The 24,511-nt window shown below is 67.4% G+C and carries 24 protein-coding genes, 1 tRNA gene and 1 pseudogene; 18 read left to right on the top strand and 8 right to left on the bottom strand.

All coding sequences use genetic code 11. The features are described from left to right. From WKF39_RS16265 to WKF39_RS16190, 16 genes and pseudogenes are all read left to right on the top strand, one after another. A pseudogene (locus WKF39_RS16265) lies at positions 1 to 369 on the top strand (hypothetical protein); the annotation flags it as partial. A gap of 93 nt (positions 370 to 462) precedes the next feature. Beyond that, complete coding sequence (gene rplU / locus WKF39_RS16260) at positions 463 to 771, top strand: 50S ribosomal protein L21 (protein ID WP_340390334.1); 309 nt, start codon at positions 463 to 465, stop codon at positions 769 to 771. A gap of 12 nt (positions 772 to 783) precedes the next feature. Beyond that, on the top strand, positions 784 to 1,047 hold the full coding sequence (gene rpmA / locus WKF39_RS16255; RefSeq protein WP_340390330.1) for a 50S ribosomal protein L27: 264 nt from the start codon (positions 784 to 786) through the stop codon (positions 1,045 to 1,047). A 117-nt stretch (positions 1,048 to 1,164) separates the two neighbouring features. Beyond that, positions 1,165 to 2,727, top strand: a complete 1,563-nt coding sequence (gene obgE / locus WKF39_RS16250; protein ID WP_340390328.1) for a GTPase ObgE — start codon at positions 1,165 to 1,167, stop codon at positions 2,725 to 2,727. Continuing rightward, entirely contained in the window at positions 2,727 to 3,815 is a 1,089-nt protein-coding gene (gene proB, locus WKF39_RS16245) for a glutamate 5-kinase (protein WP_340390326.1), read from the top strand. The genes obgE and proB overlap by 1 nt, the downstream gene beginning before the upstream one ends. Before the next feature lie 54 nt (positions 3,816 to 3,869). After that, on the top strand, positions 3,870 to 5,117 hold the full coding sequence (locus WKF39_RS16240; protein WP_340390324.1) for a glutamate-5-semialdehyde dehydrogenase: 1,248 nt from the start codon (positions 3,870 to 3,872) through the stop codon (positions 5,115 to 5,117). 12 nt (positions 5,118 to 5,129) lie between these two features. Continuing rightward, positions 5,130 to 5,273 (top strand): hypothetical protein, encoded by a 144-nt coding sequence (locus WKF39_RS16235; RefSeq protein ID WP_340390322.1) that lies wholly within the window; start codon positions 5,130 to 5,132, stop codon positions 5,271 to 5,273. Positions 5,274 to 5,341: 68 nt separating this feature from the next. Beyond that, positions 5,342 to 5,926 (top strand): nicotinate-nucleotide adenylyltransferase, encoded by a 585-nt coding sequence (gene nadD / locus WKF39_RS16230; protein ID WP_340390332.1) that lies wholly within the window; start codon positions 5,342 to 5,344, stop codon positions 5,924 to 5,926. After that, positions 5,923 to 6,276 carry a ribosome silencing factor gene (rsfS, locus tag WKF39_RS16225; RefSeq protein ID WP_340390320.1) on the top strand — a complete coding sequence of 118 codons (354 nt, stop codon included), beginning with the start codon at positions 5,923 to 5,925 and terminating at the stop codon, positions 6,274 to 6,276. Before nadD ends, rsfS begins: the two co-directional genes overlap by 4 nt. Further along, positions 6,273 to 6,920 (top strand): histidine phosphatase family protein, encoded by a 648-nt coding sequence (locus WKF39_RS16220; RefSeq protein WP_340390318.1) that lies wholly within the window; start codon positions 6,273 to 6,275, stop codon positions 6,918 to 6,920. The genes rsfS and WKF39_RS16220 overlap by 4 nt, the downstream gene beginning before the upstream one ends. 61 nt (positions 6,921 to 6,981) lie before the next feature. Next, a tRNA-Ala gene (locus tag WKF39_RS16215) sits at positions 6,982 to 7,054 on the top strand. A gap of 155 nt (positions 7,055 to 7,209) precedes the next feature. After that, positions 7,210 to 8,745, top strand: coding sequence for an alpha/beta hydrolase (locus WKF39_RS16210; protein WP_340390316.1), 1,536 nt, complete (start codon positions 7,210 to 7,212; stop codon positions 8,743 to 8,745). Next, a complete protein-coding gene (locus tag WKF39_RS16205) occupies positions 8,742 to 9,518 on the top strand; it encodes a hypothetical protein (RefSeq protein ID WP_340390314.1) in 777 nt (258 codons plus the stop codon). The genes WKF39_RS16210 and WKF39_RS16205 overlap by 4 nt, the downstream gene beginning before the upstream one ends. 148 nt (positions 9,519 to 9,666) lie before the next feature. Next, complete coding sequence (locus WKF39_RS16200) at positions 9,667 to 10,896, top strand: LPXTG cell wall anchor domain-containing protein (RefSeq protein WP_340390312.1); 1,230 nt, start codon at positions 9,667 to 9,669, stop codon at positions 10,894 to 10,896. A 105-nt stretch (positions 10,897 to 11,001) separates the two neighbouring features. Further along, the gene (locus tag WKF39_RS16195; RefSeq protein WP_340390310.1) at positions 11,002 to 11,790 is read left to right on the top strand and encodes a DUF5819 family protein; all 789 of its coding nucleotides are present in this window, start codon (positions 11,002 to 11,004) and stop codon (positions 11,788 to 11,790) included. Continuing rightward, positions 11,787 to 12,929, top strand: coding sequence for an HTTM domain-containing protein (locus tag WKF39_RS16190; RefSeq protein WP_340390308.1), 1,143 nt, complete (start codon positions 11,787 to 11,789; stop codon positions 12,927 to 12,929). Before WKF39_RS16195 ends, WKF39_RS16190 begins: the two co-directional genes overlap by 4 nt. A gap of 10 nt (positions 12,930 to 12,939) precedes the next feature. Here the strand turns inward: WKF39_RS16190 and WKF39_RS16185 are convergent, their stop codons facing one another. After that, a complete protein-coding gene (locus WKF39_RS16185; protein WP_340390306.1) occupies positions 12,940 to 14,157 on the bottom strand; it encodes an MFS transporter in 1,218 nt (405 codons plus the stop codon). Between the two features lie 103 nt (positions 14,158 to 14,260). Continuing rightward, the gene (locus WKF39_RS16180) at positions 14,261 to 16,204 is read right to left on the bottom strand and encodes a M13-type metalloendopeptidase (RefSeq protein ID WP_340390304.1); all 1,944 of its coding nucleotides are present in this window, start codon (positions 16,202 to 16,204) and stop codon (positions 14,261 to 14,263) included. A 17-nt stretch (positions 16,205 to 16,221) separates the two neighbouring features. Here WKF39_RS16180 and WKF39_RS16175 point away from each other — a divergent pair, with 17 nt between their 5' ends. Next, positions 16,222 to 17,082 carry a siderophore-interacting protein gene (locus WKF39_RS16175; protein WP_340390302.1) on the top strand — a complete coding sequence of 287 codons (861 nt, stop codon included), beginning with the start codon at positions 16,222 to 16,224 and terminating at the stop codon, positions 17,080 to 17,082. A gap of 27 nt (positions 17,083 to 17,109) precedes the next feature. Continuing rightward, positions 17,110 to 18,531 carry a bifunctional cytidylyltransferase/SDR family oxidoreductase gene (locus tag WKF39_RS16170; protein WP_340390300.1) on the top strand — a complete coding sequence of 474 codons (1,422 nt, stop codon included), beginning with the start codon at positions 17,110 to 17,112 and terminating at the stop codon, positions 18,529 to 18,531. A 103-nt stretch (positions 18,532 to 18,634) separates the two neighbouring features. Here WKF39_RS16170 and WKF39_RS16165 read toward each other — a convergent pair whose 3' ends face one another. The 6 genes from WKF39_RS16165 to WKF39_RS16140 all read right to left on the bottom strand — a co-directional run. Beyond that, on the bottom strand, positions 18,635 to 19,012 hold the full coding sequence (locus tag WKF39_RS16165) for a lipopolysaccharide assembly protein LapA domain-containing protein (protein WP_340390298.1): 378 nt from the start codon (positions 19,010 to 19,012) through the stop codon (positions 18,635 to 18,637). A 45-nt stretch (positions 19,013 to 19,057) separates the two neighbouring features. Further along, the gene (locus WKF39_RS16160; protein WP_340390296.1) at positions 19,058 to 19,861 is read right to left on the bottom strand and encodes a TetR family transcriptional regulator; all 804 of its coding nucleotides are present in this window, start codon (positions 19,859 to 19,861) and stop codon (positions 19,058 to 19,060) included. Positions 19,862 to 19,928: 67 nt separating this feature from the next. Beyond that, positions 19,929 to 20,876, bottom strand: coding sequence for a phosphatase PAP2 family protein (locus WKF39_RS16155; RefSeq protein ID WP_340390294.1), 948 nt, complete (start codon positions 20,874 to 20,876; stop codon positions 19,929 to 19,931). Then, positions 20,873 to 22,348 (bottom strand): hypothetical protein, encoded by a 1,476-nt coding sequence (locus WKF39_RS16150; protein ID WP_340390292.1) that lies wholly within the window; start codon positions 22,346 to 22,348, stop codon positions 20,873 to 20,875. Before WKF39_RS16150 ends, WKF39_RS16155 begins: the two co-directional genes overlap by 4 nt. Positions 22,349 to 22,351: 3 nt before the next feature. Further along, entirely contained in the window at positions 22,352 to 23,578 is a 1,227-nt protein-coding gene (locus tag WKF39_RS16145; RefSeq protein WP_340390290.1) for a CDP-glycerol glycerophosphotransferase family protein, read from the bottom strand. Next, a partial coding sequence (locus WKF39_RS16140) for a UDP-galactopyranose mutase (protein ID WP_340390288.1) occupies positions 23,568 to 24,511 on the bottom strand: 944 nt, incomplete at its 5' end. The genes WKF39_RS16140 and WKF39_RS16145, both read right to left, overlap by 11 nt.

Below are 24,511 nucleotides of genomic sequence, written 5' to 3'. Positions count from 1 at the left end.
GGTGGCGGCAACCAGGGTGGCGGCAACCAGGGTGGCGGCAACCAGGGTGGCGGCAACCAGGGTGGCGGCAGCAGCCGGGGTCCTGCCACTGAGTCGCGCAAGCCGGACGGGCCAACAGGTGACGCAGCCCCCCAGGCCAGCCAGGACAGTGGCGTGAAGTCCGTCACCCCCGAGGCGCCTGCGGCAGACACCGCTGCTGCGGCTCCGGTGCCGGCCAAGAAGACCCCGCGCAAGCGCGGTTCGGCTTCCAAACCGGCCGGCCCGCCGCCGTCCGTCGAGCCGCCATCGCTGTCGGCCAGCACGACTTCTGAGCCTTCCGGCCAGGGCGGGGACACCCCCGTTTTGACCAGCGAGGGTCAGGCTCCGTAAACTAGTCCCTCGGTGCGCTCTGCGTGCCGTTCTCGCGCGTTCTGCCTTCCAGCAGGGCGTGCCCCAGAATTGAAATGAGTGAGGAATCCCGTGGTGTACGCAATCGTCCGCAGTGGCGGCAACCAGCAGAAGGTAGCCGTCGGCGACGTCATCCAGATCGACAAGGTCACCGAATCCGAGGGCGAGACGCTGTCTTTGCCGGCGGTCCTGTTCGTCGACGGTGATGCTGTGACGGCCGATGCCGATTCGCTCGCCAAGATCACGGTCACCGCTGAGGTCCTGGGCTTGTCCAAGGGTCCCAAGATCGTGATCCAGAAGTACAAGAACAAGACCGGCTACAAGAAGCGTCAGGGCCACCGTCAGAAGTACACCCAGGTGAAGATCACCGGAATCAAGAAGTAGGGGACTGAGCACATGGCACACAAAAAGGGCGCAGCCTCTACCAAGAACGGCCGCGATTCAAATTCACAGCGCCTCGGCGTCAAGCGCTTCGGTGGCCAGCTGGTCAACGCCGGCGAGATCATCGTGCGCCAGCGGGGCACCCACTTCCACCCCGGTACCAACGTCGGCCGAGGCGGGGACGACACGCTGTTCGCGCTGTCGGCAGGTGCCGTCGAGTTCGGTCGTCGTCGTGGGCGCAAGGTCGTCAACATCGTCCCGGGCGTCCTGGCCGAGTAGCACCGCGAACACCCGATTCTCGCACGACCCATATTCGGCGGGGCAGTCCGCAGCTGGGGACGGCCCCTCCGTCCCATTTGACGGCCCTGCGGGGCCATTTCACGTAAGGAGCGGCCGGTGGCTGTCCCCAGCTTCGTCGACAAGGTGACGCTCCATGTCGCGGGCGGCGTCGGTGGCGACGGCGTCTCCTCGGTCCACCGTGAGAAGTTCAAGCCCCTCGGCGGTCCTGACGGAGGCAACGGTGGCCACGGTGGCAGTGTCATCCTCTCGGTCGGGGCCGATGTCACGACCCTGATCGACTACCACCACGAGCCCCACCGGCGCGGCACCAACGGCGCCCCTGGAGCCGGCAACAACCGCAGTGGCAGCAACGGCGAGGACCTGATCCTGCGGGTTCCCGATGGCACGGTCGTCCGCGACGAGTCCGGCGAAGTGCTGGCCGACCTGGTCGGTCCCGGGACCGAGCTGGTGATCGCGGCCGGCGGACGCGGCGGTCTGGGCAACTCCGCTCTCGCCTCCTCCAAGCGCAAGGCGCCCGGTTTCGCGCTCAAGGGTGAGCCCGGTGACGAGCTGACCATCACGCTCGAGCTCAAGGTCGTCGCGGACATCGGCCTGGTGGGCTTCCCGAGTGCCGGCAAGTCCAGCCTGATCGCCGCACTGTCGCGGGCGCGTCCCAAGATCGCCGACTACCCGTTCACGACCCTGATCCCCAACCTCGGTGTCGTCACGGCAGGGTCGACGACGTTCACGGTTGCGGACGTCCCCGGGCTGATCGAGGGTGCGAGCGAGGGCCGGGGCCTGGGCCACGACTTCCTGCGCCACGTCGAACGGTGCGCGGCACTGGTCCACGTCATCGATTGCGCGACGGTTGATCCGGGGCGTGACCCGCTGAGCGACCTGGACATCATCGAGGCCGAGCTGGCGGCATACGCAGAAGCCACCGGCAGCGACCTCGGCGGCCGGCCGCGGCTGGTCGCACTCAACAAGACCGATGTCCCTGATGCGCTCGAGATCGCCGGATTCGTCCGGGCTGACCTCGAGGCGCGAGGACTCGATGTCTTCGACGTGTCGGCGTCGAGCCACGCCGGACTGCGCGAGCTCTCGTTCGCGATGGCCGAGATCGTTGCGTCCACCCGGGCAGCCGCACCGGTCGCGGAGGTCACCCGCATCGTGCTGCGTCCCAAGGCCGAGGCCGGCGTGGGCCGTGAGTTCACGATCGCCGAGCACGACGGTCAGTGGATCGTCCGTGGCGAGAAGCCCAAGCGGTGGGTGCGGCAGACCGACTTCAGCAATGACGAGGCGGTCGGCTTCCTCGCCGATCGGCTCAATCGACTGGGCGTCGAGGACGAGCTCCTCAAGCTCGGCGCGAAGGCGGGCGACGACGTCGTGATCGGCGATGAGAAGGACGCGGTCATGTTCGACTTCGACCCGCAGATCATGGCCGGCGCCGAGGTCCTGGGACGGCGCGGCGAGGATCTGCGCATCGACCAGTCGGATCGCCGCACCAACGTGCAACGCCGTGAGGAGCTCGCCGCCCGACGGGCATACGAGGCTGAGCGGCGCGAAGCACGCAGCGACGGTAGCGATCCGGCCTCCTCGACGAACGCGGGTCGGGACTGGGACTTCCCCGAGGATGATCCTGCGCTGGACGGTGAACGCAGCGACGAGGACCCGGCCTGATGGCGCGCATCGTCGTCAAGGTCGGCTCGTCGTCGCTGAGCTCTGCGGTGGGCGGCCTCGACGGCGATCGTGTGGACGCGTTGGTCGACACCCTTGCCGCCGGCCGTGCGCGCGGGGACGAGATCGTGCTGGTCAGCTCCGGCGCGATCGCGGCCGGGCTGGCGCCGCTCGGTCTGGTTCGCCGCCCGCGTGACCTCGCGATGCAGCAGGCTGCTGCGAGCGTCGGACAGGGCGCGTTGATCGCGCGCTATGCCGAGCGTTTCGCCGGTCATGGCCTCGTGGTCGGTCAGGTGTTGCTGACTGCCGACGACGTCACACGGCGCAGCCACTATCGCAACGCATACCAGACATTCGCCCGCCTGTTGGAGCTCGGCGTCGTACCGGTGGTCAACGAGAACGACACGGTCGCGACCAGCGAGATCCGGTTCGGCGACAACGACCGCCTTGCGGCCTTGGTCTCCCACCTCGTGCATGCCGACCTGCTGGTGCTGCTGTCCGATGTCGACGGCCTTTACGACGGCGATCCCGGCCGCCAGCATGCGCGCATCGTCAGCGATGTCCATGGTGAGGATGACATCGCGGCACTGGACATCATCGGTCCCAGCGAGTCGGCCATCGGCACCGGCGGCATGGTCACCAAGATCGAGGCCGCGCGCATCGCGACGGGGGCCGGCATCCCGGTCGTCCTGACATCGGCCTCGCAGGCCGCCGCGGCCCTGGAAGGTACGCCGATCGGCACCCGCTTCCATCCCACGGGCCGCCGCCGGCCCACGCGCCTGCTGTGGCTCGCACACGCCAGCAACACCATGGGGGGCGTGCACCTGGACGCCGGTGCCGTGCGTGCGCTGACCGTGCGCAAGGCGTCGCTGCTCCCGGCCGGCATCACCGAGGTCACCGGAAGCTTCGCCGCGGGTGACCCCGTCGACCTGATCGGACCGGACGGCGTGGTGATCGCCCGCGGGATCGTCAACTACGACAGCACGGAGCTGCCCTCACTGATCGGCCGGACCACGCACGATCTCGCCGCCGAGCTCGGAGCAGAATATGAACGCGAGGTCGTGCATCGCGATGACCTCATGCTGATCTGAACTGTCCGGGCACCGGGCACGAGGCATCCGTGCGAACGCTCTAGGATCGGCTCCATGAAGGAGCAGGTCCACGCCGCCGCGCGACGTGCTCGCATCGCTGCCGGCACCCTCGCGCTCACGACCCGGGCCGACAAGGACGCCGCGCTCGAGGCGATGGCCGATGCCCTCATCGCGGAGACCGACGCAATCGTGGCCGCCAACGACCTCGACGTCGAGATCGCACGGGCGGCCGGGACCGGCGACAACGTGATCGACCGGCTCCGACTGGACCCCGCGCGGGTTGCCGCATTCGCCGGCGGCCTCCGTGACATCGCGGGCCTGCCTGACCCGGTCGGTGAGGTCGTCCGCGGATCGACCCTGCCCAATGGCCTGCGCATGCAGCAGATCCGGGTGCCGATGGGCGTGATCGCCATGATCTACGAGGGCCGCCCCAACGTCACCGCCGATGCCGCTGCGATCTGCCTCAAGGCCGGCAGCGCTGTGCTGCTGCGCGGTTCTTCGTCGGCCGCGCGCTCCAACGCCGCGATCATCGATGTCATGCGCGCTGCCCTGCGCACAGCTGGTCTGCCTGCTGACGCGATCCAGCAGATCCCCGCCGACGACCGCTCGTCTGCGACCCACCTCATGCAGGCCCGAGGACTCGTGGACCTCGTGATCCCACGCGGCGGCGCCGGCCTGATCCGCGCTGTCGTGGAGGACTCGACCGTCCCCGTCATCGAGACCGGCGTCGGCAACTGCCACGTCTATGTCGACGCCGACGCCGATCTCGACATGGCGCTCGCGATCGTCCTCAACTCCAAGACGCACCGCACGAGTGTCTGCAACGCGGCCGAATCGTTGCTCGTGCACAAGGCCGTCGCCGACGTCTTCCTGCCTCGTGTCATCGCGGCGCTCCAGGACGCCGGTGTGACGATCCACGGCGACGAGTCCTTCTGTGCGGTGCATGCCGATGTCGTGCCGGCAACCGAAGGGGACTACGCCGCGGAATATCTCTCGCTCGACATATCGGCGCGCGTGGTCGACTCGGTCGATGAGGCCATCGGACACATCCGGACGTACTCATCGGGGCACACCGAGGCCATCGTGACGTCCTCCCTCGTGACGTCGTCGCGTTTCACGGCGGGTGTTGACTCCGCCGCCGTCATGGTCAATGCATCGACCCGATTCACCGACGGCGGTGAGTTCGGGTTCGGCGCCGAGATAGGGATCTCCACCCAGAAGCTCCACGCCCGCGGCCCGATGGGCCTGACCGAGATGACGACCACGACTTACGTCGTTGTCGGTGACGGTCAGGTGCGCTGATAGATTGACCGCATGTTCTCGAACCTCGTGGCGTCCGAAGAGCCCCTTCGCGACATCGGCATCGATCCCTACGCGGTCGGCGGCATCGCACTCGTGATCCTGGTGATCCTGCTGCTCGCGCTGCTGTCGTTCGGCAAGGGCCGCGAGCACTCCTGACCCCCGTGAGCGAGCGTCAGCGATCGGCGGATCAAGCTGGCACCAGCGCGCGCAGACGGGTCGGCGTCATGGGCGGCACTTTCGACCCCATCCATCACGGTCACCTCGTGGCTGCGAGCGAGGTGCAGTCGTGGTTCGATCTCGACGAGGTCATCTTCGTCCCCACGGGTGAGCCCTGGCAGAAGGCCGATCGGGTGGTCTCCCCGGCCGAGCACCGCTACCTCATGACCGTCATCGCGACCGCCGCCAACCCGCGGTTCGAGGTCAGCCGCGTCGACATCGACCGGGACGGGCCGACCTTCACGATCGACACCCTGCGTGACCTGTCGGCGCTGCACCCCGACTCGGACCTCTACTTCATCACCGGGGCTGACGCCATGGCGGCGCTGCTGACCTGGAGGGACCACGAAGAGCTCTTCACGCTGGCGCACTTTGTCGGTTGCACCCGACCCGGCCACGAGCTGAACGACACGACCCTCGAGGGTCTGCCCAAAGATCGCATCACTCTTGTCGAGATCCCCGCCCTGGCGATCTCCTCGACGGACTGCCGCCTCCGGGTCGAACGCGATGAGCCGGTCTGGTACCTCGTGCCGGACGGCGTCGTGCAGTACATCGGCAAGCACGACCTCTACCTGGACAAGGCCACGTCATGACCGCCACCGAACGCGCCGTCGAGCTGACCCGCGCTGCTGCAGCCGCGGCAGAGGACAAGCTCGCGAAAGAGATCATCGCCTTCGACGTCTCGGATCAGCTCGCCATCACCGACGTCTTCGTGCTCTGCTCGGCGTCGAGTCCGCGGCAGGTCAAGGCCGTGCAGGACGCCGTCGAGGAGCGGATGATCGAGCTCGGCGCCAAGGCCGTACGCCGTGAGGGTGAGCGCGAGGGGCGGTGGGTCCTGCTCGACTTCGCCGACATCGTGGTGCACATCCAGCACGAGGATGAGCGGGTGTTCTATGCGCTCGAGCGCCTGTGGAGCGACTGCCCGCTCGTCTCGCTGGCATGACGACGCGTCAGGTGGTCCTGTGGCGCCACGGACGTACGGAGTGGAACGTCGCCGGCCGCGTGCAGGGCCAGAGCGACATCCCCCTCGACGAGGTGGGCCGGGAGCAGGCGCAAGCCGCGGCCGCGCGGCTGGCTGCCCTGAGGCCGGATCGCATCGTGACGTCCGACCTGGTTCGCGCCGCCGAGACTGCCCGGGTCCTGGGTGAGCTGACCGGCACCAAGGTCGAGCTCGACCCACGGCTGCGAGAGCTCAACTTCGGTGAGCGCGAAGGCCTCACGTGGCGCGAGGCGTGGGACAGGTTCCCCGAAGGGATGAAGGCCTGGTCTGAGGGGGACGAGACGCGGATCCCGGGCAGCGAGACCCACAGGCAGGCCGGGGAGCGGTTCGCTGCCGCGCTGCACGACCTGCTCGTGGACCTCCCGCCGGACGGAGTCCTCGTGGTCGTGGCACATGGAGCGGTCCTGCGTACCGGCGCGTGCGCGTTCCTCGAGATCGCCGAGACCCACTGGAGCTTGTTCGGTGGGCTGGGCAACTGCTCGTGGTCGGTGCTGGAGGAGTCGCGACATGGCGACTGGCGCAAGTGGCGGTTGACCGAGTGGAATGCGGGCACGCTGCCCGAGCCGGTGCTGTCCGACGACGAGTGACCCGGTTTGGGCAAGTGCGGGGCGAACGGCTAACATTGGCGAGGCCCAACACACGGGCAGCGGGGCATTGGCGCAGTTGGTAGCGCGCTTCCATGGCATGGAAGAGGTCAGGAGTTCGAATCTCCTATGCTCCACAGATGAAAGAACCCGGCTGCTCTTTGGCCGGGTTTTTCCATCTGTTCAAGGACTGGTGATTCGGGAGGAGCCCGCGAGCGGTCGTCGTCTGTGTGACTCGACAGCCTAGGCTGGTCATCGACCCTCGTCTGTCCCGGGAAGGACCCCTGCTGCCGTGCTTGCCCGCATCAGCCTCGGCATGGCCGTCCTCATGGTCGGCGTGCTCGCCCTGGCGTTCGGCGTGTCGCGGGGGAGTGAGTCTCGCTTGCCCGTCGCCACCGGCGAGGCCGGTCCAGCCGGGCTGTCGCGGTTCTACCAGCAGAAAGTCACCTGGGAGCGCTGTCCTCCCGGATATTGCACCTGGGTCCGGGTTCCTCTCGACTATCGCTCGCCTCAGGGCACGTCGATCAAGCTGCGGGTCAAGATCCGTCTGAGTGGCAGCGACGCCCAGTCGCCCAAGCTGTTCGTCAATCCTGGCGGCCCGGGAGGCTCCGGCGTGGAGTATGTCGATGTGGTCTCACCTCAGCTCACGAAGCGGGTGCGTGCCGCGTACGACCTGGTCGGCTTCGACCCGCGCGGGATCGGCCAGAGCGCGCCGGTCAACTGCTTGCCCGGCCCCCAGCTCGCCACGTTGCTCGATCTCGATCCGGACCCCGACACACCCAAGGAGATCGATCGCCTCGACCGCGCCTTTGCCGGTCTGGGCAACGGCTGCCTCAAGCGATCCGGTGAGGTGGCATCCCATGTCTCGACTTCGAACGTCGTACGTGACCTGGACGTCCTGCGGGCCGTGATGGGGCAGGAGACGCTCAACTACTACGGCGCCTCCTACGGCACGCTGATCGGCGCTGGGTATGCCGACCGTCACCCCCGCCGCGTCGGGCGGGTGGTCCTGGACGGCGCGCTCGACCCGACCTTGACGAAGGAGCGCGCAGGGCTCAAGCAGGCCAAGGGGCAGCAAAACGCCCTTCGCTCCTACATCAAGGACTGCGTGAAGAAACCTGGTTGCCCTCTCGGCGATGACGCGGATGGCGCGCAGGACCAGCTGATCGCGCTGATCGACAGTCTCGAGGACAAGCCGCTCAAGGTTGCCGGCAAGCGCAAGCTCACCGAGGCGGGCGCGCTCTACGGAATCCTCGCCTCGCTCTATGACCGTGCGAGCTGGCCGGCCCTCAGCGCCGGCATCAAGCGCGCGGTCTACGGCGATGGCACATTCCTGCTTGCTCTAGCCGATCGATTCTTCAGGCGCGGAGCGGATGGGACCATCAAGAACGACCTGTTCGAGGTCGGTCATGCGGTGAGGTGCCTCGACGATGCGCGCACCCCGTCGAGTGAACGCATGTCAACGCTGGCGGACTCCTATGAAGATGTCTCTCCCGTGTTCGGGCGCATGGTCGCGTGGAGCACCCAGGAATGCGCCGACTGGCCGCTCGAGTCGGTCGGCCTCGACCGCTCTCTCAGCGCAACCGGCGCTGCCCCGATTCTCATCATCGGATCGACTCGGGATCCGGCCACGCCCTATTCGGGGTCCAAGGAGCTGGCCTCCCAGCTCGCGAGCGGACGACTCATCACCCGCAAGGGTGACGGACATACGGGATACCGGGTCGGCAACCGATGCGTCGACAGGGCAGTCGACCGCTACCTTCTGATCGAGCCGCCGACCGGCGACCTCTCATGCAAGGACGAGCCCGACAAGAGCGAGGAGAGATGACCGGCGTTCGCGGCCGGCTCCTGGGCCTGCTCGGCCTCACGTTGGTGCTCGGTCTGATCGCCACGGGCCTCGCCAACACGGCCGTGGAGTCCGCTGACGATCGGTCGCAGCGGCTCGCGGCCGACGCAGCGGTGAAGGGCTTCGAGGACAAGCTCGCGGCCTTCGACACCGCCTCCTCCACGCGATTGACGGCCGCTTTCAAGGACGACGTGGATGACTACAAGCGCCTGCTGCGTGTCGCGAAGTCCGCGGTCAGGCGCGCCCCGGCGCCTCCCACTCGCGGCACGACGCCGACAGGTCGTCGGGGCAGTGAGAAGTACCGGGCTGCCGTTCAGGAGCGGGCGACCATTGTCGAGCCATACGTCGAGCTCGCCGAGCTGTTGCAGGACCGCGCCATCCCCGCCTCCAGATTCATCGTGAGCGGCAGGAAGGTCGTGACGCTCGATCCAGCAGAAGTGTTGGACGGCCAGCCGATCTTCACCGGCGACCCGCTGCGTGACCTCGTCGTCCCTGCGTTCAAGAAGGCGCGAACGCGACTGGCTGATGCCGGGGTTCCCGACGGTGCAGAGCTCCTCGCGACCGATCTTCAGGCCTACCTCGACTTCGTCATCAAGCAGACCAAAGCTGGGGCCGACAGGATCGACGAAGCCAAGCCATTCTTCTTCGACTTCGGGACGCGGCCGAAAGACCTGCTGGTCCGGCTGACCGGTCTCGAGGCCCAGGTCGCGCGCGAGGTGGCTCTCCTGACGGTCGGCATCGCAAGTGACGCCTGAACAGGTTGTCGCCGACGGGTAGGCAGACGTGAGGCAACTGTCGGAATTCAAGACGTGCATCGGATCATCTGTGATAATTTCTTTATCACGTGGCCCAAGGGTCATCATTTTTGTACGGCACTTCAGCCTCGTCTAAAAAGGGACTCCCATGAAAATCCGAAAGATCGCCGTTGCACTCGGCATGACGATCGCCACCTCAGGTCTGGTCGTCGGCACCGTCGACACGGCCTCGGCTTCCACCCTTTCGGCAGCTGACACGTGCCTGGACGCCACGGCCGACAGCGAGTCCAGTGCCAGCGCGGACTCGAACGCGGACTCAAACGCGGATTCGAACGCTGATGCCAACCAGAACGCCGACGCGAACGCGAACCAGAACGCCGACGCGAACGCGAACCAGAACGCCAACGCCAACCAGAACGCTGACGCGGGCATCGTCGCCGTCGCTAGCGCCACGGCCACCTCTGTTGCGATCAGCGCCGACGTGGTCGCGATCGGCACTCCTGACGCCACCGCGGTGGCGCTCGGCGCCGAGACGACTGCTGACTCCGCGGCGATCGGCAACGACGCGGTTGCCGACGCCAGCACCACCGCCGTCGGCCAGGCCGCAGTAGCCATTGCCGACACCACCGCGCTCGGCACTCAGGTCGCCCTCGCCAACGCCACGACGGCTGTGGCCGTTGGCGGACCCGCCGCGACCGCGACGGCCGATTCGTCGACTACCGCCGACGCGGCAACGACCGCCAACGCAGCAACGACCGCCACATCGACCGCCGACGCGGCAACGACCGCAACCGGCACCACCGCCACGGGAACAACTGCTACCACGACCGCCACGGGCGCAGATGCGGGCATCGTCGCGGTCGCCGACGCCACGGCCAACGCTGTCGCCGTCGGTGCCGGGCAGGCCGCGATCGCTGATGCAGCTGCGGTTGCACGCGGCGCAGACACACGGGCCCTCGCCACGGCCACGGGGCGGGGCACCACGGCCATCGCCTCGGCTGACTCCACCGCTGTCGGCGCTGGCGCCGCAGCGGTCGCCGACTCCGGTGTCAACGTCGTAGCCTCCGGCAACGACGTGACCGCGCTGGCCAGCACGACGAGCGAAGCCGTCGCCATCAGCCAGGACGCGGTGGCCGTCGGCCAAGCCGCGGACGCCGCCGCGATCGGATCGCAGGTTGCCCTCGCCAACGCCAGCACCGCGGTTGCGGTCGGCCAGCAGTCGACGCTGCAGCTCAAGTCCGGGACTGATGACTGCGACGACGCTCTGCCGGACACCGGTGGCGCGCCTGTCTCCCTGCTGCTCCTGGGCGGTCTGCTCGTGACTGCCGGCACGATCATCGTGGTCGCACGGCGACGCGCTGACAGCCTCATCGGCTGACTGAGTCGAGCATTGTCAGGTAGCCTTCGACATGGCCCGCAAGGCCTGTCGAAGGCTTCCTGCCGTCAGGACCAGCACCCGAGACAAGGAGAAGGCGTTCCGCGCATGACAGACTCGCCAGCCGGTTCACGGCACAGCACGACGGAGTTCCGCGCTTCACGCCGGACCTTCGCGTGGATCCTTGGTCTCTTGATCGCGGTCCACTCGTTCCTCGTGCTGTTGTGGGTCGCGCCAGTCAACCCCATGCGCGACGCGGTCGGCAACGAGCGCCTCACGACCTACATCAACAAGGGACATTTTGAGCAATCCTGGTCGGTGTTCGCCCCCACGCCGCGACGCCTCAGTGACACGATCCGCCTCCGTGCTCTGGTCAAGGATCCCAAGACTGGCCAGGTGAGTCGTACCGAGTGGGTCGACGTGACGGCCCTCGTGACCCGCAAGATCAAGTACGACATCACACCGCCGCGGGTGGAAGAGGCCACCCGTCGCCTCGGCTCGCGAATCAATGCGGCCATGTTCAAGTTCAACCAGGACCAGAAGCTTCTGGTGCAGGGCTCCTACATCACGACCTCGACAGACGAGCTTGCCAAGGCGATGCTTGCTGCCAAGGGCACGGGTGCAGGTGATGTGGCCGAGATCAACGCCTACATCCTCTATGACGAGATGTTGACTCGATTCGCCTCGATGTATACCGAAGCGACATTCGGCGGCAAGGTGACCCAGATCCAGTACAAGGTCGGCTATCAGGCCGTCCCGCCCTACGCGCAGCGCAACACCGTGAAGGTCTCCGATGTCCGCGTCACCAACTGGGACTTCGGGTGGCGCAAGGCCATACCCGGCACCAAGGACGCTCAGCGGGCGTTTGACGGTTATGTGGAAGGGCTGGAGGAATGACAGTCATCCGGGAGCCTGATCTGGCGACACGTGGCGCCGAGGAACCGGCAGTGCCGCAGTCTCGGCCGAGCAACAGCGTCACGAACCGCCTGCTGGACGACGCGGTGGAGCAGGTCTCTCGTTTCGAGGCGTGGTTCCTGCATGACAAGCGTGCTCTTCATGGGCTGTCGCTGAGCCGCATCCTCGCGGGCTTCGCGGTGCTCGGGATGCTCGTGACCAATTTCTCCTACCGCAGCATCACGTTCGGCGCCGGCTCTTCGTGGATGCAGCCCATCCAGCAGGGCACAGCCTTCTTTGAGACAAAGCTCGTGGAGAACCTCGGGGCCACTGCGTTCACGCTGTTCTACCTCCTTGCGATGTTGCTCGCGGTCCTCTACATCGTCGGCTGGCGGACCAAGATCGTCGGACCGCTGATGCTGATCGGCTGGATCGCGATCATCGAGAGCGGAGCGTTCCTGGGCGACCAGGGCGACAACGTGTTGAGAGTCGGCCTGATCCTGATCATGTTCGCCGAGACCTCCGAGCACTGGTCGTTTGACGCGCGACGCCGCCGCAAGGCCGCGGCTCAGGCCTCGGGCAGCGGACCTGCCAATCTGCTGCACAACATTCGTCACAGCAGGGCACTCCTGCCGGCGTGGTTCAGCAACACGGTTCACAATCTCGCACTCGTCGCGCTCGCGTTCCAGCTGGTCCTCATCTATATCTCCGCCGGCATGTTCAAGACCCAGGGGCCTCTCTGGCAGCACGGGACGGCGCTCTACTACCCGTTGCAGCTGCCGCAGTATGAGCCGATCCCGTGGCTGACCGACCTGTTCACCCACTACGGCGTGGTGGTCGGGATCTCGACCTACATGGCGGTGTTCATCCAGCTGTTCTTCGCGCCGCTGCTGCTCAACCGGATCACCCGACGCATCGCGCTGACCTTCGTGATCCTGCTGCACCTCGGCATCGCGGTCCTCATGGCGCTGCCGTGGTTCTCGCTGGCGATGGTCGCGTTCGACGCAATCTTCGTGAGCGCGTCGACCTACATTGCGATGGAACGTTGGCTGGGACCAAGGCTTGACCCGGTCAAGACCTTGTTCTGGGACGTGACCGATCCGATCGTCGACCGGCTGCCGTTCGGGTCGCGCTCGCGCTAGCTTTGCTCGACTAGGTCACTGACGCGGCGACTCGTCGTCCCGAGAGCACCAGCGCGATGACGGGCAGAGTCAGCACTGCCGCGGCAGCGTTGAGCGTGCCGAAGCCGCTCAGCGCCACCACGATGCCGGCGACCAGCCCGCCTGCGGCGCCAGCGAGGTTCATCACGAGGTCAGAGAAGCCCTGAACGACGGGGCGGTCTGCGGGGTCCAGCGAGCGTGTCAGCTTGGCAGCACCCGCGATGACCGAGGCCGACCAGCCGATGCCCAGGAGGGTGAGCCCGGCGGTGATCTGCACCTCGGACTCACCCGACGTGCCGGCCACGAAGACCGCCAGCAACAGCACGGACTGGCCAAGCAGGATCGTGCGATCGGCGCCCCAGCGGTCGCTCAGCATGCCCATGACCGGCGAGAGTGCGAACATCCCGGCGATGTGCAGGCTGATCGTCAGCCCGATGACATTCAGGCTCGAGCCGTGGTCCTTCATGTGCACCGGTGTCAGGGCCATGACCGACACCATGACGGCGTGCGAGGAGGCGATGGCGTAGACCGCGGTCAGCACCCGCCCGCGTACGTGGGGGAGGGCGGCGCGGATGCCGCGGGCGGCCGGGGCCGTGCCTACGGCGTGCACGAGAGGATCGGGCCGCAGGAGGAGGAAGGTCAGCAGACCGGCAATGGCGAAACCGGCCGCGGAGAACAGCATCGGTCCGGCGAGGTCAGGCAGCTCGAAGACGTCGGCGAACGCTGCACCCGGACCGGTCAGGTTGGGACCGATGACTGCGCCGATCGTCGTGGACCACACCACCAGGGAGAGTGCAAAGCCGACCTGCGACGGCGCCGCTCGGTCGACCGCCGCGAACCGGGACTGCAGGTTGGCGGCCGTGCTGGCGCCGAACAACAAGAGCCCGACGAGGAGCACCGGCAACGACTCGATCTGGGCGCCCAGCACGATGACGCATGCGCCGGATCCACCGAGGAGCCAGCCCAGGGTCAGGGCCGGCCGTCGTCCCGTCCGTGCGGCGATCGACGACAGCGGCATCGTGAATGCTGCGGCGCCGAGTGTGAGCATCACGACGGCCATCCCGGCCCAGCCTGATGAGCCGCTGACATCCTTGACGAGCAGGGCTCCGACGGCCAGTCCCGCACCGTTGCCCAGGCCGCCCACGACCTGGACGATCGAGAGGACGGTCACGATCCGCCGCTGGGCAGGATCTATGGCGGTGATGGTCACACTGGCAATCTATCGAAGGGCGGTGACATCCCGTCGGTGGTGTGCCTTCGACAAGCGCAAGGACCGGGCCGAGATGACGCGACCACGGGCCGAGCCGCGCGACCTACCAGATCGTGACGCGGTCCGCCTCGTCGAGCCAGAGCTCGTCGTCGGCCGTGACGCCGAACGCCGCATAGAACGCGTCGATGTTGCGAACGACCTGGTTGCACCTGAACTCCGGCGGTGAGTGCGGGTCGATCGTGAGCCGTCGCACGGTCTCGGCTGGCCGGACCTTGGACTGCCACGCCTGCGCCCAGGAGATGAAGAATCGCTGGTCGGGGGTGAGCCCGTCGACCTCGATGTCGCCCGGATCGGTGAGACGGAAGGCCTGGTAGGCGATGCCGAGGCCGCCGAGATCGCCGATGTTCTCACCGATCGTGAGCGAGCCGTTGACCGGACGGTCGTCGGCCCCGTCGGGGGTGAGCGCGTCATACTGCGCGACGAGCGCCGTGGTCAGCTTCTCGAAGGAGGAACGGTCGTCGTCGGTCCACCAGTTGCGCAGCGCGCCCGTGCCGTCGTACTGCGACCCCTGGTCGTCGAAGCCGTGACCGATCTCGTGGCCGATGACGGCGCCGATCGCGCCGTAGTTGACCGCGTCATCGGCGTCGGCGTGAAAGAACGGCGGTTGCAGGATCGCTGCAGGAAAGACGATCTCATTCATCGTCGGGTTGTAGTAGGCGTTGACGGTCTGCGGCGTCATGTACCACTCGTCGCGATCGATCGGAGCGCCGATCTTGGCCAGCTCGCGATCGGTCGCCACGGCGATCGCCCTGCGGGCATTGCCGAGCAGATCGTCCGGAGTGGTCTCGAGCGCGCTGTAGTCGCGGAACTCATCGGGGTGACCGATCTTGGGATTGAAGCTGTCGAGCTTGTCGTAGGCCTGCTTCTTGGTCTCATCACTCATCCACGGCAGTGCAGAAATGCTCTGTCGGTAGGCCTCGAGGAGGTTGTCGATCAGCTCGGTCATCCGCTCCTTGGAAGCGGGCGGGAACTCCGTACGCACGTAGATCCTGCCGACCGCCTCGCCCATGGAGCCCTCGACGAATCCGACGCCGCGCTTCCAGCGAGGGCGCAGCTCTTCGGTGCCGCTCAGGGTCCTGCCGTAGAACTCGAAGTTTGCCCTGACGAAGTCTGACGACAGGTAGGGCGAGGCGCTACGGATGACCTGCCAGCGCAGCCAGTCCTTCCACGCGTCGAGCTCGCCGGCCACCAGCAGGGTCTCGAGGCCTTCGAGGTATGAGGGCTGTGCGACCACGAGCTCAGCGATCACGGGGGCCGGGATCTGGGCGGCTTCGGACCAGACAGTCCAGTCGAAGCTCGGAGTCAGCGACTGCACACCGTGGAGCGCCAACAGGTTGTAGGTCTTCTGGGCGTCCCGGGACTCGACCCGGTCCCAGTGGAACGACGCAAGACGGGTCTCCAGGTCCATGATCTGCTCGGCGCGGCCGGCAGGGTCGTCGAGGCCGGCCAGGCCGAGCATCGTCGTAAGGTGCTTGACGTAGGCCTCACGGATCGCGGCGGACTCATCGTCGCGGTAGTAGGCCTCGTCGGGCAGGCCGATGCCTCCCTGGCCGAGGTGGGTCACATAGCGGTCGGGCTGGCCGCTGTCAGGGCCGATGTACATGCCGAAGATGCTGCCGACTCCCTGCCGGTCGAGCGCTCCGAGCGTCGCGATGAAGCCCGGGATGTCGACGATCGCATCGACCTGGGCGAGCTCACCTGTGAGCGGCTCCGCGCCGAGCGCTTCGACGCGGTCCTCGTCCATGAAGCTGGCATAGAGGTCACCGATCTTGCGCTGCTCCTCGTCCTGCGGCGCCTCGCTCGCGGTCTCGATGATCTGGCGAACCTTCGCCTCGGCCTCGTCGACGAGGATCACGAAGGACCCTGCGGTGGCGCGGTCCGGCTTGATCTCCGCGGTGCGGAGCCAGGTCCCGTTGACGTGTCGGAACAGGTCGTCCTGGACGCGGATGGCGGGGTCGAACTGGGTCGTGTCGATGCCGTGGGTCACGCCAGTAGGCTACACAGGTGAGCAAGACCCAGCCCGCACGAATGACCGTGATCCGGACCGAGATCGTGGCTCCTTCGATGCGTCGTGTCGTGTTCGGTGGAGCCGGGTTTGACGAGTTCTTCGGCCGCCACATCGCGCTGAACGGCGGGGCGTTCACCGACGAATACGTCAAGCTCGTCTTCCTGGTCGCCGGGTTCGACTATCCCGAGCCGCTCGACCTCGCCGTCGTCCGCGAGACGATGCCGCAGGCGGCGTGGCCGGTCCTGCGGACATACACGGTCCGCTGGGTGGATCCGGAAGCCCGGGAGCTGGCCATCGACTTCGTGGTGCATGGCACTGGCGCTGCTGGTGGGGATGGTGTGGCCGGTCCCTGGGCGGCTCACGCCCAACCGGGCGACACGATGCACCTGCGTGGTCCCAGCGGGGCCTACGCGCCCGATCCGACCGCAGACTGGCACCTGTTCGTCGGCGATGAGGCCGGGCTCCCTGCGATCTGCGCGGCGCTGGAGGCCTTGCCGCCTGGCGCGCAGGCGGTCGCCTTCATCGAGGTCGGCGGGCCGGCCGACGAGATCGCGCTCACGACGGTCGCCGAGCTCGACATCCACTGGCTGCACCGCGGTGAAGCGGCTGCGGGCACCACGACGCTGCTCGATGACGCCCTGCGGACGTGGGAGTGGCGTGAGGGTCGTGCGCAGGCGTTCATCCACGGTGAGTCGGCGCTGCTCAAGAGCGTGCGACCCTACGTGCTCCAGGACCGGCAGGTGGCCCGACCGGACGTGTCGGTGTCGGCATACTGGCGCCGTGGCACGACCGAAGAGGGCTTCCGGACGTGGAAGTCGGAGCAAAATGACGCGGTCATGCGACCGGGGGCGTCCTGACGGCCCCGCTGCCGGTAACCTCATCGGGTGACTGAACTTCGTAATGTGGCCGTCGTCCTGGCCGGTGGCACCGGCACGAGGGTCGGCCTCTCGATCCCCAAGCAGCTCATCAAGATCGCGGGCAAGACGATCATCGAGCACACCATCGCGGCCTTCGAGGCGTCGCCGCTGGTCGATGAGATCGTGATCCTGATGGCGCCGGGCCACCTCGATCCGGTCCGAGCGATCGTGCAGAACGGCGGCTACGGCAAGGTCTCGCAGATCGTCGAAGGCGGCGAGACGCGCAACGAGTCGACCAGTCGGGCCCTCGATGCGCTGGGCGCCGAGGAGTGCAACGTCCTGTTCCACGACGCCGTACGGCCGTTGGTCTCGCAGACCATCATCGGTGATGTCGTCGCCGCTCTGGCGACGCACGAGGCGGTTGACACCGCGATCCCATCGGCCGACACGGTCGTGCAGGTGCACGACACCCCGCAGGGGGAGACCGACACGATCTCCGACGTTCTCCCGAGGCACCTGCTGCGCCGCGGCCAGACCCCGCAGGCGTTCCGGCTCTCGGTCATCCGTGAGGCCTACGAGCTGGCGTGGAAGGACCCCGACTTCACCGCGACCGACGACTGCACGGTCGTGCTGCGCTACCTGCCGCACGTGCCGATTGCCGTGGCCGCGGGCCACGAGCGCAACATGAAGGTCACCGAGCCGATCGATGTCTACATCGCCGACAAGCTCTTCCAGCTGCACTCAGCCGACACGCCTGACCGGCTCGACGAGGAGCAGTATCGGGCAGCGCTCGAGGGCAAGACCATGGTCGTCTTCGGTGGTTCGTACGGCATCGGCGGCGACATCGCCGAGCTGGCTCGGGGCTTCGGCGCGACAGTGCACTCGTTCTCCCGCTCGTCCACCAACACGCACGTGGACCGCCGCGAGGACGTGGCCGCAGCGGCCGCAGCGGTGCTCAAGGAGACCAGCTCGATCGACTTCGTCGTCAATACCGCCGGGGTCCTGGTGATCGAGGACCTGGCCGACACATCCGAGGAGACGATCTTCGCCGCGACCGAGATCAACTACCTCGCGCCGATCTTCATCGCCCAGGAGTTCTATCCCCACCTGGCGCAGTCGGCGGGATCGCTGCTGTTGTTCACCTCGTCGTCCTACACGCGTGGTCGTGGCGGCTACTCGCTCTACTCCTCGGCCAAGGCAGCAGTCGTCAACCTCACTCAGGCGCTGGCCGACGAGTGGGCCGGTGAGGTGCGGGTCAACTGCGTCAATCCTGAGCGTACGGGCACACCCATGCGGACCAAGGCGTTCGGCGAGGAGCCCGAGGGCACTCTGCTGAGCTCGATGGAAGTCGCACGCCAGTCACTCGACGTCCTGCTGGCCAACCAGACCGGACACATCATCGACATCCGACGCGAGGACGGGCCGGCCGCAGTCGGCGGCGGACGCTAGTCCCGCCCCGCCCCCGCTGAAAGTGACGCTTTTGAGGCAGGAAGCGGCGTGTCGCCTCAAAAGCGTCACGCCCAGCGGGTTCAAAAGCGTCACGCCCAGCGGGTCAGGCGCGTGCGTTCTTCTTCAGCGCGCGGCGCAGCTGGGTGATTCGCACTGCGCCCGGGACTGCGACGAGCAGGATCCCGGTCACGGCCGACAGCAGGAGCGCGATCGCCAGGGACATCTCCCCTTCGAAACCGAGGAAGTTGATCGTCACCGGCTCGGAGTTCTGCGCGATGAAGATCAAGAAGGCCAGCGCGAGCAGTGCGACGCTGATCATGCCGACCCACAGGCCGCTCGCGCGGGTACGGCGTACGCGTCCGTGGCGGTCCAGACCCGCGGCAGGGCTCCGGTCAACCGTGCGGTCGCCTGAGCCGACGGGTCCGTCGGCCGATTGGTCCGGGAGTCCAGGTGGCGGCTCGTGTGATGCTGGAGTGCTCATGCGAGTTCCTTCGTGGTGGTGTTCACGTCGTCGGCCTTCCACAGATTACACCGTAAGCCTGAGATGGGTGTCGATGCCGTCGAGCATCTCGGTGAGGGCTCGCTCGAACTCGGCGCCGAAGTGGTCCTCGGCCAATCCGCCGGCCAACCGGTGGATCGTCGGATAGTCCCTGATCTCGATGTCGTCCTGCGGATCGATGGTCTCCGCGGTCGTGTCGGCCTCGGCGATCCCGGCCAGCTGCGCCTTGGTCCGAGTGGGGGACAGCCCGCCCGGTACCGGCATGGCGTCTGCGGCATCGCCACCGCCGAACGAGCCATCGCCGGTCTGCGGATCGCGAAGCGTGTGTGCGCCGGACTCCATCAGCAGATAGCCGAGCAGGAAGCTGTTGAACGATCGATAGGCGAACAACACCTGATCGTCGTCGAAGCCCTCCGAGCTGAGCGTCGCGAGCATGGACTCGATCCAGACCAGGGAACGCAGGGGAGGATTGACCCACGGAGCCTCGGCGGGGCGGGTCGTGACGAGTGGGAATGCGTGAGGGTGCGCGAGCGCATACCGGCGGACGCCATGGGCGAGCCGCGAGAGGTAGTCCCGCCAACCATCGACAGCCTCGCGACGCACCTCCGGATCCGCGTCCAGCTCATCCACGATGCGGTCGACGACGGCGTCGAGCAGTGCGTCACGGGTCGGGAAGTGCTTGTAGAGCGACATCGCCTCGACGTCGAGGCGGGCAGCGATGGCTCGCATCGAGGCTGCGCCGATTCCGAGCTCATCGATGAGGTCGAGGGTGGCTGCCGCAATCAGGTCGCGGGACAGCTTGCCGGCGCGCCGTCTCGAATCGCTGCTCATACGCCCCATCGTGCCAGCAGCACCCACCACCCCGCTGGGCGTGACGCTTTTGAGGCAACACGCCGGATCAGGGATTGACGGCAGGCGGTCGTGGCGGGTGGGCCCGCTCCCACCAACCGCAGCCGATCATCACGACGCCAGCGAGCAGCCAGCCGGCGAAGATGTCGATGACGTAGTGCTCGGAGTAGTAGACCAGCGTCAATCCCATGAGCAGGGGATAGAGCAGCAGCAACCAGCGCCACGCTCTGCGGAGTCGGGCCACCCCGTAGAGCGCGATCAGCATCGCGATGCCTCCGTGCAGGGAGGGCATCGCGGCGACCGGATTGCCGACCTGGGCGAGCACGACGTGGAACCCGCCGAGGCCGAGGTCATCCCAGCCGCGGCCGGTCAGGCGGGGGAGGTTCGCGCCGATGTAGCCCTCCTCCGAGGCGAGCCACGGCGGCGCCATCGGATAGACGATGTAGACCGCCAGGGCAGAGAAGTTGATCACGAGGTATCGGCGCATCCACGGCACCCAGGCCTCGCGGCTGCGCAACCACAGGACGACTGCCAACGTGAGAGCGGCGACGAAGTGGGTGAAGTAGATCGTGGTGAACACCGCGTCGTACCAGCGTGGCGAGCCGGTCCCGCTGCACGGATCGCTGCACAGGAAGTCCTGGAGACGGGCGGTGGGCAGCTCCCCGCCGCCGATCCACTCGTCGATGCGGATCGGCGTGGTCCAGTGCACCGGCATCGAGATCAGCTCGTCTGACAGCCCGCGGCTGTAGAGGTAGAGGACGAGGGCGGCAAACACCGGTGACCAGTCGCGGGCGAAGGTCAGGTGGTGGCGCCATGGTGCGCTGGGACGCCACGCGATCGTTGCGAGCCACAGCCAGAAGAACATCTGGAACGGGTCGGTCGGTACTCCGATCGTGGCGATCCACGCCCCGAGGGCCAGCGCGTATGCCGCCATGGCCGGCTTGCGCCGGTGGTCATGCTCGCGAGCGATCACGGCGAAGTCGGTCCGGGTCGTCATGGGCACGCCTCCGGGGCGGCAGGAAGCGTGCGCGGATCGTCGGCCAACAACCAGACCGGGTGTCCACAGATGCTCGCGACCTGGCGATAGTCGCTCTCGAGCACATTCCACGCGCGCTGCGGCTCGACGCCCCAGGACGCCAGTCCGGACCAGTCCACAACCCAGGTCGGCCTCCGCGGGGAGGCGAGGACCATCGAGAGATCACGCAGCTGCGAGTCGCGGGTGCGCACGGGCAGGCTCCACAGATATCGGTAGGGACTCGGCATCCGCGCCTCGAGCAAGATGTTGGGTTGCCCATAGGTGACAACGGCAGTGTCCGCGGGTTGCCTGGCGTCGCGCAACCACGTCCCGACCGCGTGCTGCTGCTCGTTGTCGTCGGGCTGGAAACCGATCGCCCAACCGAGGTTCGCCACCGTCACGGCGACCGTGGCAACGGCGAGGCGTCGCAGGACACGATGCGGCACCCGGTCAGCGAGCAGCCCGACGGTGAGGCTTGCGGCCGGGATCAGCTGGATCAGGTAGTGAGCCCAGTAGCTGCCGCCGAACAGGGCGAAGACCAGGCCACAGAGGAGCATCGCCGTTGCGGCAAGCAGGACTGGCTCGCGGCTCCGGGCGCCCTGCCAGACCGCCAGCACGGTGGCCGCGCCGAGACCACTGACCAGCCATGTCGCGATCATGATGACCAGGCGGAGCGGGGTGGCGTCGCTCGCTGAGGTCCGGATGACCTCGCCGGCTTCGGCACGGAAGGTCACGACGGCGTCGAACAGGTCGGCCGGCGAGGTGCCACGCGTGTCGGCAAGCAGGAGCATCAGGGCGCCGGCCGCAGCGCCGCCGAGGGCGCCCCACGCAAGTACGCGCAGGACGACGCGGCGGGACTCCGGTCGATCGAACGCCACGGCGAGAGACAAGGCGAGCGCGAAGACGAAGGCCTCGACGACGCTCTGCTTGACGAAGAGTGCAGCGACCGCCAGCACTCCGGCGCCGAGTGCCGCCGGAATCCGCCAGGTGGTGGCATGCATCACGGCATAGAGAGTCAAGGCGATGCTCCATGCCACGAACGGGGCAGCGAGCATCTCGCCATTGACTCGCGCCACGCCGAGCCATTGGGCGGAGAGGAACAGGGCGGCCGCTCCAGCCGCCCAGCTCGCGGCACCGACCCCACGCGCCAAGAAGGCCGCCCAGGCCACGCCGAGGACCGTGGTGACCGAGGCGAGGCATCCGAGCAGGCGCAGAGCCGTCACGTTGCCCGCCAGCTCGGTGATCCAGATCAGTAGCGGCGGTCGGTCGACCCAGTAGTTGCCGTAGAGCGATGCTCCGTCATGCCACCCGGTCCCAACCATCAGGAATCCGGCCTCGTCTCCGCCGGTATGCGACGGCAGAAGCAGCAGGCGTACGGCGACGACGCAGGCCGCGGCCACGGAGACCACGACGAGGGGGGAGTGCCGAGCCCCGGCGGGCTTGCTGGTGGCCATGGCTCAGGTGCCGATGGCGCCGCGAGCCCTGGCGGCGTCCCATTCACGATCACGCACCTGCATGACGTCCTCGCAGGCGGCGATGAACCGTTTGGTCGCGACCCCTGGTGACGGATCGCCGAGGTAGTGGTCGACGAGCGCATCGCGGTCGGCCCTGGTCGGATCGGACAGCAGATGTTCGGCGACGGCAGCGGCGAAGTCGTCGGTCGCGGCAAGCTGCGGCACGACCCCCATGAGCCGGCTCGACGGATAGGGCACGAGGGGCTTCGTCACGAGCAGCGGCCTGCCGGTCGGCAGCCAGTTGAGCGTGACGGCGGAGACGTCGGTGACGAGCAGGTCGGCATCCGCGAAGGACTGCTCGAGGGTCACGTCGGTGTCGACCCGATCGGCCAGCCGTCGCACGGTGGCGTCGGCCGCGGCATAGGACGCCCGGATCACCCCGTTGAGCGGGTGCGGTCGATAGATCACCCGGTATGTCGGCGAGAGCGCTCGCATGAGCGCCTCGCCGTGGGACTCCAGGGATCCGTAGGAGACCGACGGCTGCGAGGCCTCCCAGGTCGGGGCGTAGAGCACTGTTCGGCGGCCATCGGGTGACGGCGTGCCGGTCACGACGGTCGCACCATCGAGCTGCGGCTGCCCGATCAGCATGCTGCGTGCCGCGGCGTCGTAGAGCATGACTGCTGACGCCGCCCGGTCGAGAGCGGCCTGGCCGGCGAGGAAGCACCAGTCATAGGCCTTGACCTGGTTGGAGACCGAGACCCCCTTGTCGCTGTCGCCATGTCCGAGATAGACGTGCACGAGGGACGTGAATCGCAGCGACTCGAAGTTGATGGGGTCGTGGTTGATGTAGAGGGCGAGCTTGACGTCGGACCTCGACAAGATCTCGTCGAGCTGGCCATAGCGGGCGAGGGTCACGCAGTCGAACCCGGTCTCCTCGCGCACCACTGCTGCGGTCCGCGAATCCTTGAAGACGCAGACCAGCGGATGAACGCGATCGAGCTCGGTCAGCGCGTGATACCACGGGCGCAGCTGGTAGAGGCTGTCCTGCGGGGTCGGGAAATAGACCATGACCTGCTGCGCGAACGCCCCGTCGAGCCGGGACTCATCGGTCAGCTTGTCGGGCATGCCGACCGGCAGGAAGCGGGACCGGCGCAGGCGTCCGATCGCCCACAACCGGAAGCGGTGGACGAGCCCGACCCTTGCCCCCGATCCGGTGCTGTCAGAGGCCATGGTCGTCCAGCGCCTCGCCACGGGAGAAGTGCGGCGCGAGCTTGTTGTCATACATGCTGAGCGCCGAGCCGATCGCCATGTGCATGTCGAGATACTGATAGGTCCCGAGGCGTCCGCCGAACAGCACGTCGGCCTCGCCCTTGGCGAGCTCACGGTAGGCCAGCAGCCGCTCGCGGTCCTCTGCGGTGTTGACGGGGTAGTACGGCTCGTCGCCGGGGTCGGCTGCCCGGCTGAACTCACGCATGATGACGGTCTTGTCGGTCGGGTAGTCGCGCTCGGGGTGGAAGTGCCGGAACTCGTGGATCCGGGTGTGGTCGATGTCGGTGTCGGCGTAGTTCATGACCGTCGTGCCCTGGAAGTCACCGATCGGCAGGACCTCGGTCTCGAAGTCGAGCGTGCGCCACGACAGGTCGCCGTGAGCGGAGTCGAAGTAGCGGTCGACCGGGCCGGTGTAGACGATGGGCAGCTGCCCGACCGTGGCCGCCTTGTTGAAGGGCTGCGACTCGTCGAAGAAGTCGGCGCCGAGCGTGACGGTGATGTTGGGGTGCTCGGCCATCCGCTCGAGCCACGCGGTGTATCCGTCGGCCGGCAGGCCCTCATAGGTGTCGGAGAAGTAGCGGTTGTCATACGTGTAACGGACCGGGAGGCGAGAGATGATCTCGGCGCTGAGCTCGCGCGGGTCGGTCTGCCACTGCTTGGCCGTGTAGCCCTTGATGAACGCCTCGTAGAGCGGGCGCCCGACCAGCGAGATCGCCTTCTCCTCGAGGTTCGCGGCGTCCTCGGTGGCAATCTCGGAGGCCTGCTCCGCGATCAGGGCCCGGGCGTCCTCGGGGGTGTGGCTGCGTCCGAAGAACGTGTTGATCAGCGCGAGGTTCATCGGCAGCGAGTAGACCTGCCCGCCGTACTGCCCGAAGACGCGGTGCTGGTAGTTGG

It is taken from the genome of Aeromicrobium sp., from assembly GCF_037719875.1.
Classification (GTDB): domain Bacteria; phylum Actinomycetota; class Actinomycetes; order Propionibacteriales; family Nocardioidaceae; genus Aeromicrobium.
The sequence above is the reverse complement of the archived record's forward strand: the minus strand, read 5'-3'. Positions and strand labels throughout refer to the sequence as shown.

What these genes read in the sequence shown, in the direction of transcription:
- rpmA (WP_340390330.1), top strand. Translation starts at nt 784, where the DNA reads ATGGCACACAAAAAGGGCGCAGCCTCTACCAAGAACGGCCGCGATTCA.
- proB (WP_340390326.1), top strand. Translation starts at nt 2,727, where the DNA reads ATGGCGCGCATCGTCGTCAAGGTCGGCTCGTCGTCGCTGAGCTCTGCG.
- WKF39_RS16240 (WP_340390324.1), top strand. Translation starts at nt 3,870, where the DNA reads ATGAAGGAGCAGGTCCACGCCGCCGCGCGACGTGCTCGCATCGCTGCC.
- WKF39_RS16235 (WP_340390322.1), top strand. Translation starts at nt 5,130, where the DNA reads ATGTTCTCGAACCTCGTGGCGTCCGAAGAGCCCCTTCGCGACATCGGC.
- nadD (WP_340390332.1), top strand. Translation starts at nt 5,342, where the DNA reads ATGGGCGGCACTTTCGACCCCATCCATCACGGTCACCTCGTGGCTGCG.
- rsfS (WP_340390320.1), top strand. Translation starts at nt 5,923, where the DNA reads ATGACCGCCACCGAACGCGCCGTCGAGCTGACCCGCGCTGCTGCAGCC.
- WKF39_RS16220 (WP_340390318.1), top strand. Translation starts at nt 6,273, where the DNA reads ATGACGACGCGTCAGGTGGTCCTGTGGCGCCACGGACGTACGGAGTGG.
- WKF39_RS16205 (WP_340390314.1), top strand. Translation starts at nt 8,742, where the DNA reads ATGACCGGCGTTCGCGGCCGGCTCCTGGGCCTGCTCGGCCTCACGTTG.
- WKF39_RS16200 (WP_340390312.1), top strand. Translation starts at nt 9,667, where the DNA reads ATGAAAATCCGAAAGATCGCCGTTGCACTCGGCATGACGATCGCCACC.
- WKF39_RS16195 (WP_340390310.1), top strand. Translation starts at nt 11,002, where the DNA reads ATGACAGACTCGCCAGCCGGTTCACGGCACAGCACGACGGAGTTCCGC.
- WKF39_RS16190 (WP_340390308.1), top strand. Translation starts at nt 11,787, where the DNA reads ATGACAGTCATCCGGGAGCCTGATCTGGCGACACGTGGCGCCGAGGAA.
- WKF39_RS16165 (WP_340390298.1), bottom strand. Translation starts at nt 19,012, where the DNA reads ATGAGCACTCCAGCATCACACGAGCCGCCACCTGGACTCCCGGACCAA.
- WKF39_RS16160 (WP_340390296.1), bottom strand. Translation starts at nt 19,861, where the DNA reads ATGAGCAGCGATTCGAGACGGCGCGCCGGCAAGCTGTCCCGCGACCTG.
- WKF39_RS16155 (WP_340390294.1), bottom strand. Translation starts at nt 20,876, where the DNA reads ATGACGACCCGGACCGACTTCGCCGTGATCGCTCGCGAGCATGACCAC.
- WKF39_RS16150 (WP_340390292.1), bottom strand. Translation starts at nt 22,348, where the DNA reads ATGGCCACCAGCAAGCCCGCCGGGGCTCGGCACTCCCCCCTCGTCGTG.
- WKF39_RS16145 (WP_340390290.1), bottom strand. Translation starts at nt 23,578, where the DNA reads ATGGCCTCTGACAGCACCGGATCGGGGGCAAGGGTCGGGCTCGTCCAC.